The 11,980-nt window shown below is 68.3% G+C and carries 13 protein-coding genes; 7 read left to right on the forward strand and 6 right to left on the reverse strand.

The window, feature by feature from the left end; translation table 11 throughout:
- The 6 genes from JSY14_RS00005 to JSY14_RS00030 all read left to right on the forward strand — a co-directional run.
- Positions 1 to 258 (forward strand): hypothetical protein (locus tag JSY14_RS00005; protein WP_259556686.1); only part of this gene is annotated, 258 nt, incomplete at its 5' end.
- A 126-nt stretch (positions 259 to 384) separates the two neighbouring features.
- Entirely contained in the window at positions 385 to 744 is a 360-nt protein-coding gene (erpA, locus tag JSY14_RS00010; RefSeq protein WP_259556687.1) for an iron-sulfur cluster insertion protein ErpA, read from the forward strand.
- A gap of 397 nt (positions 745 to 1,141) precedes the next feature.
- A complete protein-coding gene (ctaC, locus tag JSY14_RS00015) occupies positions 1,142 to 2,008 on the forward strand; it encodes an aa3-type cytochrome oxidase subunit II (protein ID WP_259559470.1) in 867 nt (288 codons plus the stop codon).
- Positions 2,005 to 3,711: an aa3-type cytochrome oxidase subunit I gene (ctaD, locus tag JSY14_RS00020; RefSeq protein ID WP_259556688.1), complete on the forward strand. Its 1,707-nt coding sequence runs from the start codon at positions 2,005 to 2,007 to the stop codon at positions 3,709 to 3,711. Before ctaC ends, ctaD begins: the two co-directional genes overlap by 4 nt.
- A 3-nt stretch (positions 3,712 to 3,714) precedes the next feature.
- A complete protein-coding gene (locus JSY14_RS00025) occupies positions 3,715 to 4,131 on the forward strand; it encodes a cytochrome c oxidase subunit 4 (RefSeq protein ID WP_259556689.1) in 417 nt (138 codons plus the stop codon).
- Between the two features lie 478 nt (positions 4,132 to 4,609).
- A complete protein-coding gene (locus tag JSY14_RS00030; protein WP_259556690.1) occupies positions 4,610 to 4,993 on the forward strand; it encodes a hypothetical protein in 384 nt (127 codons plus the stop codon).
- A 40-nt stretch (positions 4,994 to 5,033) separates the two neighbouring features.
- Here JSY14_RS00030 and JSY14_RS00035 read toward each other — a convergent pair whose 3' ends face one another.
- The 5 genes from JSY14_RS00035 to ctaE all read right to left on the reverse strand — a co-directional run bounded on the left by JSY14_RS00035 (position 5,034) and on the right by ctaE (position 10,247).
- Entirely contained in the window at positions 5,034 to 5,792 is a 759-nt protein-coding gene (locus JSY14_RS00035) for a sulfite exporter TauE/SafE family protein (protein ID WP_259556691.1), read from the reverse strand.
- A gap of 119 nt (positions 5,793 to 5,911) precedes the next feature.
- Positions 5,912 to 7,606: a cytochrome bc1 complex cytochrome b subunit gene (qcrB, locus tag JSY14_RS00040; RefSeq protein ID WP_259556692.1), complete on the reverse strand. Its 1,695-nt coding sequence runs from the start codon at positions 7,604 to 7,606 to the stop codon at positions 5,912 to 5,914.
- A 7-nt stretch (positions 7,607 to 7,613) separates the two neighbouring features.
- Entirely contained in the window at positions 7,614 to 8,693 is a 1,080-nt protein-coding gene (gene qcrA / locus JSY14_RS00045; protein WP_259556693.1) for a cytochrome bc1 complex Rieske iron-sulfur subunit, read from the reverse strand.
- A complete protein-coding gene (qcrC, locus tag JSY14_RS00050) occupies positions 8,690 to 9,484 on the reverse strand; it encodes a cytochrome bc1 complex diheme cytochrome c subunit (protein ID WP_259556694.1) in 795 nt (264 codons plus the stop codon). Before qcrC ends, qcrA begins: the two co-directional genes overlap by 4 nt.
- Before the next feature lie 64 nt (positions 9,485 to 9,548).
- Positions 9,549 to 10,247 carry an aa3-type cytochrome oxidase subunit III gene (ctaE, locus tag JSY14_RS00055; RefSeq protein WP_259556695.1) on the reverse strand — a complete coding sequence of 233 codons (699 nt, stop codon included), beginning with the start codon at positions 10,245 to 10,247 and terminating at the stop codon, positions 9,549 to 9,551.
- 315 nt (positions 10,248 to 10,562) lie between these two features.
- Here ctaE and trpD point away from each other — a divergent pair, with 315 nt between their 5' ends.
- On the forward strand, positions 10,563 to 11,651 hold the full coding sequence (gene trpD, locus JSY14_RS00060) for an anthranilate phosphoribosyltransferase (protein ID WP_259556696.1): 1,089 nt from the start codon (positions 10,563 to 10,565) through the stop codon (positions 11,649 to 11,651).
- 21 nt (positions 11,652 to 11,672) lie between these two features.
- Here trpD and JSY14_RS00065 read toward each other — a convergent pair whose 3' ends face one another.
- Entirely contained in the window at positions 11,673 to 11,954 is a 282-nt protein-coding gene (locus JSY14_RS00065) for an Lrp/AsnC family transcriptional regulator (protein ID WP_259556697.1), read from the reverse strand.
- Positions 11,955 to 11,980: the final 26 nt, after the last annotated feature.

Here is an 11,980-nt window from a genome sequence, read left to right on the forward strand (position 1 = left end):
ATGAGCACTCCCGATCGCCCGACCCTGCACCCGGCGACCGTCCCGGCCCTGCTCGGGTTCCTGATCCTCGGGTTCGTGCTCGGGTACGGCCTGGGCCCGTGGGGTGTGATCGGGGTTCTGCTGCTCGGGGTGCTCGGCGCGGTCGTCGCGGCGCAGCGCCCTGACCTGCGCGAGCCCGTCCTCGCGGCGGGGCTCGGGCTGCTGCTGGGGTTCGGCGGGGTGATGATCCTCGCTGCGCTGTACTACGTGGCGGGCTGACCCGCGGTGGCCGGACCCATCTGGTCGGTCCCAGCATGACCACGCTCCCACCCATTCCCGGACTCCGGCGAGTACATTGGACAGCACATCCGCTGCGATGCGTATCCGATGTCGACAGGAGGACCCATGACCAGCACCGCCCCCGCCGAGCAGACGGCGGCCCACGGCGTCACGCTCACCCCGGTCGCGGTCGAGAAGGTCGCCTCCCTGCTGCAGCAGGAGGGCCGCGACGACCTGCGTCTGCGCCTTGCCGTGCAGCCCGGGGGCTGCTCGGGGCTGATCTACCAGCTCTACTTCGACGAGCGCCTCATGGAGGACGACCTGACCGTCGACTTCAGTGGTGTCGAGGTGGTCGTCGACAAGATGAGCGCCCCCTACCTCTCGGGAGCCACCATCGACTTCTCCGACACCATCGAGAAGCAGGGCTTCACCATCGACAACCCGAACGCCCAGTCGTCCTGCGCCTGCGGCGACTCCTTCAGCTGAGCGTCCGTCGAGCCGGTCACCCGCGGCCGTCAGACGATGCCGCCGCGGGATGCTCGCCGGCCCCGGCCGACCGGTTCGTCCGACGGGCCCGCCCCGATGATCCGGGGGCGGGCCCGTCGTGCGTCCGCGCACGCCGCCGCCCCCCGGACGGTGGCGCCGACACCCCGGTCGCGACGTGCGGGAGGGCCCGGGGGACCGCGTATGATGACGGCGCGACACCTCGCCTGTGTGCGCCCCTGTCCGGCGCGCTGTGGTGAGCAGGCGCCCCCGGTCTGACCGGGGATCCCGAGTCCCCCGCGGCGCAGGGGAGCATCCGCTCCCCGCCGCAGAAGCAGAGCGGAAGGTCATCCTCGTGATCCTCAACTCCTCGACCCGCTCCGGGCGCCCCCTGCGCCGGATGAGCGCCCTCGCCGTGGGTGTGCTCGTCCTGGCCGGGTGCACCGCCGAGCAGAAGCGCGGCTTCCTCCCCGGATACGAGGGTGAGCAGGTCACGAACCACACCGAGCGGATCACGAACCTGTGGAACGGCTCGTGGATCACCCTGATGCTGGTCGGTCTGCTGGTGTGGGGTCTTGCGATCTGGTGCGCCATCGCGTACCGCCGCCGCAAGGGGGACACCGGCTACCCGGTGCAGCTGCGCTACCACGTGCCGCTCGAAATGATCTTCACCCTCCTGCCGGTGATCATGATCATGAGCCTCTTCTACTTCACGCAGCGCGACGTGAACGTCATCGAGGCCCACTCGGGGGAGCCGGACCTGACGGTGAACGTCGTCGCCAAGCAGTGGAGCTGGGACTTCAACTACGTCGAGCCGAACGTCCACGAGCCGGCCGGCATCCAGTCGTTCAACACCGGTGTGCCCGGGGCGGCCGAGCAGCTGCCCACGCTGTACCTGCCGGTGAACCAGACCGTCGAGTTCCGCCTCGACTCTCGCGACGTCATCCACTCCTTCTGGGTCGTGGACTTCCTGTACAAGAAGGACATGTTCCCGGGCCACACCAACTCCTTCGAGGTGACGCCCACCCGTGAGGGCACCTACCGGGGCAAGTGCGCCGAGCTGTGCGGCGAGTACCACTCCGACATGCTCTTCAACGTCGAGGTCGTCTCCCAGGAGGAGTTCGATCAGCACATGCAGGAGCTCGAGCAGCAGGGCAACACCGGCCAGCTCGGCGTCGATCTGAACCGCAACCAGGAGGACTGGCAGATGCGCGAGCTCGATGACCAGGTCAAGGGCCGCACCGATTCCGCGGAGGGACAGCAGTGACCACGTACGCCACCAGTCCGACGGCCACCCGGCAGAGTTTCCAGAAGACTCGGCCGACCAGCCTCGGCAAGCAGTTCTTCCGGGTGATCACCTCCACCGATCACAAGGTGATCGGCATCCTCTACATGGTGATGGCCTTCGTCTTCTTCTGCATCGGCGGCGTCATGGCGCTGATGATCCGTGCGGAGCTGTGGGAGCCCGGCCTGCAGGTCGTGGTCTCCAAGGACCAGTACAACCAGCTGTTCACCATGCACGGCACGATCATGCTGCTGATGTTCGGCACGCCGCTGTTCAACGGTTTCGCGAACTACCTGGTGCCGTTGCAGATCGGCGCGGTCGACATGGCCTTCCCGCGGCTGAACATGTTCGCGTTCTGGATCACCCTGTTCGGCTCCCTGATCGCGGTGGCCGGCTTCCTCACCCCGCAGGGTGCGGCCTCCTTCGGCTGGTTCGCCTACGCGCCGCTGTCGAACACCACGTTCAGCCCCGGCCTCGGTGGTGATCTGTGGGTCTTCGGGCTCGGGTTGTCGGGCTTCGGCACGATCCTCGGCTCGGTCAACTTCATCACCACGATCATCTGCATGCGCATGCCCGGCATGACGATGTTCCGCATGCCGGTGTTCACCTGGAACATCCTCATCACCGCCGTGCTGGTGCTGATGGCGTTCCCCCCGCTGGCCGCCGCGCTCTTCGCCCTCGGCGCCGACCGCCGTTTCGACGCCCAGATCTTCAACCCGGAGAACGGTGGTGCGGTGCTGTGGCAGCACCTGTTCTGGTTCTTCGGCCACCCCGAGGTGTACGTGCTCGCGCTGCCGTTCTTCGGCATCGCCTCTGAGATCATCCCGGCCTTCAGCCGCAAGCCGATCTTCGGATACAAGACCCTGATCTACGCGACCATCACCATCGCTGCGCTGTCGGTGACCGTGTGGGCGCACCACATGTACACCACCGGTGCGATCATGCTGAACTTCTTCAGCTTCATGACGATGCTGATCGCAGTCCCGACCGGCGTGAAGTTCTTCAACTGGATCGGCACCATGTGGCGCGGTTCGGTGACGTTCGAGACGCCGTTGCTGTACACCCTCGGCTTCCTCACCACCTTCCTCTTCGGCGGTCTGACCGGCGTCATCCTCTCCTCGCCGGTGCTGGACTTCCACCTCTCCGACACCTACTTCGTGGTGGCCCACTTCCACTACGTCATCTTCGGCACCATCGCCTTCGAGATGTTCGCCGGGTTCTTCTTCTGGTGGCCGAAGATGTTCGGTTACAAGCTGGATGAGCGTCTGGGCAAGATCCAGTTCTGGCTGCTGTTGATCGGTTTCCACACCACCTTCCTGATCCAGCACTGGCTGGGCGTGATGGGTGCGCCGCGCCGCTACGTCGGCTACCTGGCGGAGGACAACTTCGACTGGATGAACCAGGTCTCCACTGTGGGTGCCTTCATCCTGGCGCTGTCCACCCTGCCGTTCTTCCTCAACGTGTTCCTCAGCCACACCCGCGCCGAGCGGGTCACGGTCGATGACCCGTGGGGTTACGGCGCCTCCCTGGAGTGGGCGACCTCCTGCCCGCCGCCGCGCCACAACTTCCACTCCCTGCCGCGCGTGCGTTCCGAGCGCCCCGCCTTCGACCTCCATCACCCCGAGGTGGCCGCCGTGGACCACGTCCTCGACGCGGAGCCCGTGAAGAACGAGACGAGCAACTGACCCATGAAGACCTTCGCGCGCATCTTCCTGATCCTCTCGCTGTTCTTCCTCATGTTGGGCACCATCTACGGTGTCCTGTCGTGGGCGGTCGCGCCGCACGGCATCGAGCCCGTCGGCACCCCGGCGATCCTCGCCCTCGGCGTGATGGCCGCGATGATCGCCGCCGTGGCGGGCCTGACCGCCAAGCGCTTCGGCGATCGTCCGGAGGAGGACCTCGAGGCCGAGCCGTCCGACGAGGCCGGCTTCCAGGGAGTGTTCTCCCCGTACAGCTGGTGGCCGTTCTGGACCGCCATCGGTGCCTCCCTGGCCTTCCTCGGTGTCGCCGCCGGTTGGTGGATCACCGTCCTCGGCCTGGTTCCCGCTCTGATCGGTCTCATCGGCTGGGTCTCGGAGTACTCCCGCGGGTACCACGAGCACTGATCCCCACCCCGAGCATGGGGTGAGGCACTGACCGCGTCCGGCGGACGCTTCACCTCGGGCCCCGGCGAGAGCCCCTCCCGATCACGGGAGGGGCTCTTGCCGTCTGGGGAGCGCTGCGGTCTGCGGTGTGTCCCCTCGGTGTCGGAGTCCACGGGAAGAACCCGTCGATCGCCGTGGACACGGAGGTGTAGCAGCCCCTGCGGCCTTGGCACCGTGTCGATGCTCGCCCGAGGTCGCGGTCGCGACCCCGGGCCCACCAGCCGCGGACGCCGTGCTGAGGTGTGAGCTCGGGGATTATCCTGCGGCCGGACCGCGTCCATGTCCGGCGCCGACACCCCACATGGCGCAGCAGAGTTCGTCGTCTCCCGCGCGTCAGTCGGCACATGGGCCAGCCGCTGGCGCAGAGCTTCGGCCCGGCAACCGCTGGATCCGCAGGGCCACCATCTAGTCTGGCCCCAGCAACGGACGGGAGGACCCCATGATCAACCGCGGTACCCGCTGGCAGGACGAGGGTGATCGACGACTGTTCGGCGTGTTCCCCTCCGAGGAGGCGCGCCGCACCGCCCTCGCCTGGGCCCGTGACATCCTCACCGAGAGGCGCGTGGATCCCCGAACCCGTCCCGTCCAAGCCATCCGCGAGCTGCGGCGGCGTGAGCCCCTGCTCGATCTGATCGCGGCCCGCCGCCTCGTCGAGCTGGTGGCTGAGGACGCGGGGACGGACGCTGGGGAATGGTCTGCAGCCACCGCGGTCGGTGGGCAGGACGAACCTTCGCCGGGCCATGATCCCGCCCGCGCAGTGCGGAGCCGGGAACGACGCCGCCGCGTGCGCGACATCGTGCGGCGCAACGGCCTCCTGCGCTGATGACGAGCGCCGGCTCGAGCGCTCACCCGGCAGCCCCCGGTCAGCTGCCGAGCGTGAGGAGCATCTTCGCGGCCGCGACGATGAGCACGGCCGCCAGCAGGCGATAGATCGTCCGTCGGTCGGTGGCCCGCGAACCGATACGGGAACCGATCAGCCCGCCGAGTACCGCCGCCGGGACCCACCACACGAGTGCGCCCCACGGCACGTCGTGCAGGGCAGACAGCTGACCCGCGAGACCCGCGACGGAGTTCACGAGGATGAACGCCGCAGCGACGCCGGAGATGGTCTTCACCGGCGCCCATCCGCGGAAGAGAAGGACCGGGCTGAGGAAGATCCCACCGCCGACACCGGTCACCCCGGCGAGGAGACCGATGAGCGCCCCCGCGGGCAGGGCGATCGCGAGCGGTGGGCGGCGATCAGCGTCAGTGACCTCCGGGACGGGCGGCCGCCGACGCACGAGCTGTACAGCGGAGAACAACAGTACCGCTGCCAACAGGGGTTTATGGATGATGCCGGGGACGTGGAGGGTGCCGCCGACATAGGCGAGGGGGATCGCGGTGACGGCGAAGGGCCAGAACACCCTCCAGGAGAAGTTCCCGTGACGGGCGAAGGTCACCAGTGCGATCGAGGCCACCACGATGTTCAGTACCAGTGCTGAGGGGCGCATGACCGTCGCGGGGAGCGCGAACAGAGCCATGATCGCCAGGTACCCGGATCCGCCGCCGTGGCCCACGGAGGAGTACAGGGCCGCAGAGGCGCCGATCAGGACGGCGATCGTGAGGATGATCGGAACGGTCACGGAGGTCCTTCACAGTGGGACGTGGGGGAGGGGGAATGGGGAAGGAGCCCCGGACCGTCATGTGGTCCGGGGCCCCTCGGTGCGACAGCCCTGCCCGCCGGTGCGGGCGGGAGTCGGTGTCAGTGGCGTCCCGCGGTGTGCAGCTCGCGAGCCTCGCCGCGAGCCAGCATCTCGTCGATGCGGTGACGCTCGTGGGCGGCATGCTCCTGGGCCTCACGCAGCTCAGCCGGAGTGATCGGCTCGATGCGGTCCTTGAAGAAGAAGGACGACATCTTCGCCCGCAGCGAGGAGACCCCGTTGCCGGCGGCCAGCGGCCGGTGATCGTCGCGGCTGACCAGGGTCCAGCGGTCGTACTCGTTGAGCGGCTCGTGCACCTCGAGCATCTCGCCATCGGGCATCCGCACGACCTTCGAGGTCTCGACGCCGTGCAGCACCAGATCGCGCTTGTGACGCTGGATCGACAGACAGATGCGCTTCGTGATGAAGAAGACCAGCACCGGAACCACGAAGAAGCTGATCCGGTAGATCCAGGTGAGGTCGTTGATCGACAGGTTCAGTGCGATCGCGACGAGGTCGTTGGTGGCCGCGAGGCACAGGATCAGGTACTGGGAGATCCACGCGACGCCGAAGGCGGTGCGCACCGGCGTGTTGTAGGGGAGGTCCAGAACGTGATGCTCGCGGTCGTCACCGGTCACCCAGGCCTCGAGGAACGGCCACAGCGCCAGGGCACCCAGGAAGACTCCGTAGTACATGAGCGGGATCAGCATGTTCAGCGAGATCACGTACCCGAAGATCGTGAACTCCCAGCCCGGGATGAGGCGCAGGCCGCCATCGGTGAAGAGCATGTACCAGTCGGGCTGCGAACCGGCCGACACCGGGGAGGGGTCGTACGGGCCGTAAATCCACACCGGGTTGATCGCTGTGGTGGCGGAGATCAGCGTGATGATGCCGAAGACCAGGAAGAAGAAGCCACCGGCCTTCGCGGTGTACACCGGGAACAGCGGGAAGCCGACCACGTTCCGGTCGGTGCGACCCGGACCCGGGTAGTGCGTGTGCTTGTGCGCCACCAGCATCGTCAGGTGCAGGGCGATCAGGCCCAGGATCAGCGCCGGGATGATCAGGATGTGGATCGTGAACAGGCGCGGGATGATGTCGGTGCCGGGGAACTCGCCTCCGAAGAGGAAGAACGAGAGGTAGGTGCCCACCAGCGGGATCGACTTCATGAGGCCGTCGGCGATGCGCAGACCGTTGCCGGAGAGCACGTCATCCGGGAGGGAGTACCCGGAGAAGCCGGCCACCATGCCGAGGATCATCAGGGCGAAGCCGACGAGCCAGTTCAGCTCTCGCGGCTTGCGGAACGCACCGGTGAAGAACACGCGGAACATGTGCACGAAGATCGACACCATGAAGACCAGCGCCGCCCAGTGGTGCATCTGGCGGAACAGCAGACCGCCCTTCACCTCGAACGATAGGTCGAGGGTGGAGGCGTAGGCCCGCGACATGTGCACGCCGTGCATCGGCTCGTACATCCCGGCGTACTCCACCTCGTCCATGGAGGGGACGAAGAACATCGTCAGGAACGCGCCAGAGATCAGCAGGATCACGAAGCTGTACAGCGCGACCTCGCCGAACATGAAGGACCAGTGGTCCGGGAAGATCTTCCGCGCGAAGTGGCGCACCAGACTTGCGCCGCCGACACGGGAGTCCAGCCAGTCCCCGCCGACGGTCCCGAGACGGACGGCGCGGCTGCCCGTGGGGCGCTGCGCCACCGCGTCGGTGGTGGCGGGCCGGGTGGTGGAGGAGTGGGTCGTCATGCGCGGATCACTTCTCCTTGTGGATGTCCCAGAAGCTGGGACCGATCGGGGAGAGGAAGTCGCCGCGGGCCACCAGGTAGCCCTCGTCGTCGACCTCGATGGGCAGCTGCGGGAGCGGGCGGTGCGCCGGGCCGAAGATCACCTTCGCGCCGTCGGTGACGTCGAAGGTCGACTGGTGGCACGGGCACAGCAAGTGGTGGGTCTGCTGCTCGTACAGGGCCACCGGGCAGCCCACGTGGGTGCAGATTTTCGAGAAGGCCAGGATGCCCTCGTACCCGTTGTCGAGACTCTCGGCGTTCTTCCCGAGCTTCGGGTCGATGCGCACGATCACCGCGGCCGCCTTGGCGCGCTCCTCGAGGTAGTGCTCCGTCTCCGGGGTGAGGTCCTCCGGCATGACGTGGAAGATCGAGTTCATGGCCACATCCGCCGCGCGGATCGGGGTGCCGTCCACGTCACGCGCCAGGCGCATGCCCTGCTTCCAGAAGGTGTGGTGGAGCTTGTTCCCCGGCAGCGGGCCGAGCGTCGACAGCGGGGCGAGCACGGCCACCGGCAAGGCGGCCAGGGCCGCGATCATCGAGCCGACGATCAGCGGGCGACGCCCGATGCCGGACTCCTTCAGCCCATCGGTGATGATCCGACCGGCGGCGCGCTTGCCCTCCTCATCGGACTCGAGGGAGTGGCGCTCCTCGACCATCTCCTCGTCGGGCATGAGGGTCTTGGCCCAGTGCACGGCGGCCGCACCGATGAAGAACACGGAGATCGCCAGGCCCAGACCCGTGAACAGGTTGGACCACTTCACGGCCGCCAGAGTGCCGGAGGGCGCGAACAGGTTGCGGCCCAGGGGCGTGACGAGGAAGTACGAGGCGATGAACAGGATCGTGCCCAGCAGGGAGAGCAGGAACATCGCGGCGACGATCCGCTCGGCGCGCTTGGCGGCACGCGGGTCGTGATCGGCCTGACGGTGCTCGTGCGGGGGCAGACCTGGGTTGGGGAAGCCACCGCCCTCGGGCGCCTGGATGGTGCTCACACCGCGGCGCGGGGCGCTGCCGTCCAGGTTGCGGTGGTGCTGCTGACGCTGAGTGCTCACTTGGCCTTCGCCCCCAGCCAGAACGCGGTCCCCATGAGAAGGGTCAGGATGATGGTCCAGGCGTACAGGCCCTCGGTGACCGGGCCCAGGGAGCCCAGCGACAGACCACCGGGGGAGCCGTTCTCCTCCAGCGAGTTCAGGTAGGCGATCACGTCGCGCTTGTCCTCCGGGGAGAGATTGGAATCGTCGAACACCGGCATGTTCTGCGGGCCGGTCACCATCGCCTCGTACACGTGCCTGGGCTCGAGGCCCACGACCGGCGGCGCGTACTTGCCGCGGGTCAGGGCGCCACCGGCACCGGCGGCGTTGTGGCACATGGCGCAGTTGACGCGGAAGATCTCGCCTCCCTTGGCGGGATCACCGCCGGAGAGGTACTCCTCGGCCGGGACGCTCGGGCCGGGGGCCAGGGAGGCCACGTAGGCGGCGAGCTGGCGGGTCTGCTCCTCGTTCATCTGCGGGGGCTTCCGCGCGGCCTGCGCGCCGGAGGCCTGCATCGGCATACGACCGGTGCCGACCTGGAAGTCGACGGCGGCGGCACCCACGCCGACCAGGGACGGGCCGATCGTGTTGCCGTCGGAGTCCCGCAGACCCGTGGCCTCGGTGCCGTGGCACGTGGCGCAGTTGGCCAGGAACAGGGCGCGGCCGGCCTCGACGTCCTGCGCCGAGTACTCCTCGGCCTGGGCGGGCCGCGGCTGGAACGCCGCATACAGGCCGCCCGTGGCCACCAGGGCGATCAACAGGATCACCAGGTAGGCCATCGGGTGATGGCGGTGAGCGGACAGTGCCTTCACGGGTCGGACCTCGATTCGTGGAGGGAGGAGGACGGGGGTGAGAGAGCGGCGCCGGGACCGGGGATCAGAAGATCGCCCAGTTCATCGGAGCGCCCTTGAAGACGGGATCCATCAGATAGACGACGAAGAACAGCACGATCCACACCACATCGACGAAGTGCCAGTAGTAGGAGATGCAGATCGCCGCGACCTGCTCATGCTGCGTGAAGCGCTGCGCCGAGAACGCACGGGCGAGCACGAACAGGAAGGCGATGAGGCCGCCGAGCACGTGCAGGCCGTGGAAGCCGGTGGAGAGGTAGAAGATCGAGCCGAAGGGCGAGGACGACATCGTCACGCCCGCGTGCACCAGCTCGGTGTACTCCGTGGCCTGGCCGGCGACGAACACCGCGCCCATGAGGAAGGTCAGGGTGTACCACTCGACCATGCCCCAGCCTGCGATGTTGAAGATGCTGCCGGTGCGGGACTTGCGCGGTGCGATGTGGCCGGTCCACGGGAAGTGCCCCTCCGCGGCCCACACACCCATCTGGCAGGTGAAGGAGCTGAGCACCAGGATCACGGTGTTCAGCAGGGCGAAGCCGTGGCGGAAATGCGAACCGCCCTCGAGGAACACGTCCGGCACCATCGAGTGCAGCGTGAAGAACATCGCGAACAGCGCGCCGAAGAACATCAGCTCGCTGGACAACCAGACCAGCGTGCCGATCTGCGTGGCGTTGGGGCGGCCGACGGCGGGAGCGGAGCTCTGGGGCAGGGTCGCAGTAGTCACGTCACCATTATGTCGTGTGATCAGGGGCGGTGCCCCGGCGCACGACACTGTCGGGGCACCGCCGGGCACTGCCCGGCGGACCGGGCCAGCATATCCCCCCTGACGCCGCGTCACGAACCGGGACACGGCCGCCACCGGGAGCGCCCCGAGCGACCCGGCCGAGTTTCCGGACGGGCCCGCCCCCGCCCTCCCGTCGCCCCTGCCGAGCGGCGACAGAGGGGTGATGCGGCGACAGAGGGGTGACGACGCGTTCGTCCTGTGCACTCCGGGTGGGCGGCGCGGCGCGGGACCTCCGCACAGTGCGATGATCGGGATATGACTGAGCGTCCCCGGTCCTTCCCGTCCCTGACCGCCTCGTTGCTGGCGGGTCGTGATCTCACCGCCGAGGAGGCCGCCTGGGCCATGGAAGAGGTGATGGACGGTGCGGCGCCGTCGATCGCTCTGGCCGGATTCCTCGTGGCACTCAGCGCCAAGGGCGTCGTCCCGCGGGAGCTCGCTGCCTTCGCGGACGCGATGATCGGCCATGCCCGCCGGTTGCCCGTCGATCGTCATGCCGTCGACATCGTCGGCACCGGTGGGGACATGGCCCAGACCGTCAACATCTCCACCATGGCCTCGCTGGTGATCGCCGCGACCGGCCGCCGGGTGGTCAAGCACGGCAACCGGGCCTCGAGTTCGAAGTCCGGTTCGGCGGATGTGCTGGAGGCTCTCGGGGTGCGCCTGGATCTCGAGGTCGACGCCGTCGCCCGCATGGTCGAGCAGGTGGGCATCACCTTCGCCTTCGCCCAGGTGTTCCACCCGTCCATGCGGTTCGCGGCGGAGGCCCGCAAGGGACTCGGTGTGCCCACGGTGTTCAACGTGCTCGGTCCGATCACCAACCCGGGACGGCCCCGCGCCGGTGCCGTCGGTGTGGCCGCCGCGCCGCTGGCGCCGATCGTGGCGGAGGTCTTCGCCTCCCGTGGCACCTCCGCGCTGGTGTTCCGCGGGCAGGACGGCCTCGACGAGTTGAGTGTGGCCGCGGCCAGCGACGTGTGGGAGGTCCGCGGAGGGACGGTGAGCCACACCGTGCTCGACCCCGAGACGGACCTGGGGCTGCAGCGCAGCCCCCTGGAGGCGCTGCGCGGAGGGACCGCTGAGGAGAACGCTCAGGTCGTCCGGGATCTGCTGGCCGGCCGGACCGGAGCGGTGCGCGATGCCGTGCTGCTCAACGCCGCCGCCGGTATCGTCGCGCACGACGGCATCGCCTCTCAGGAGGCGGCTGAGGGCGGGCTCCCCTCGAGCGCTGAGGTCCCGTCTCTGGTGGAGCGGCTGCGGGGCGCTGTCGCCGAGGGGGCTGCGGCGATCGACTCCGGTGCCGGGGACCGCCTGCTCACCCGCTGGATCGAGGCCTCCTCGCAGGCCTGAGAAGCGGCGGGCCGGGCGGGATCAGGAGTCGTTGCCGAGGTCGAAGGCGACGTCGAGATCCTGGGACGAGTACGTCTTGAAGGCGATGTTCGTGGTGGTGTCGAGGATGCCCTCGACCTTGCTGAGCCGGTCGGCGATCACCTCGGCGAGATCCTCGTGGCGGCGGACCTCCGCCACCGCGATCAGATCGACATCACCCGTCACGGACCACACCCGGGAGATCCCCGGCAGATCCACCACCGCCGCGGCGACCTCCGGGATACGGGAGGGCTCGACCTGGATGGAGACGATGGCGGTGATCATGGGGCGACCTCCTGAGTCGGGCGGGA

It is taken from the genome of Brachybacterium sillae (genome assembly GCF_025028335.1).
Classification (GTDB): Bacteria; Actinomycetota; Actinomycetes; order Actinomycetales; family Dermabacteraceae; genus Brachybacterium; species Brachybacterium sillae.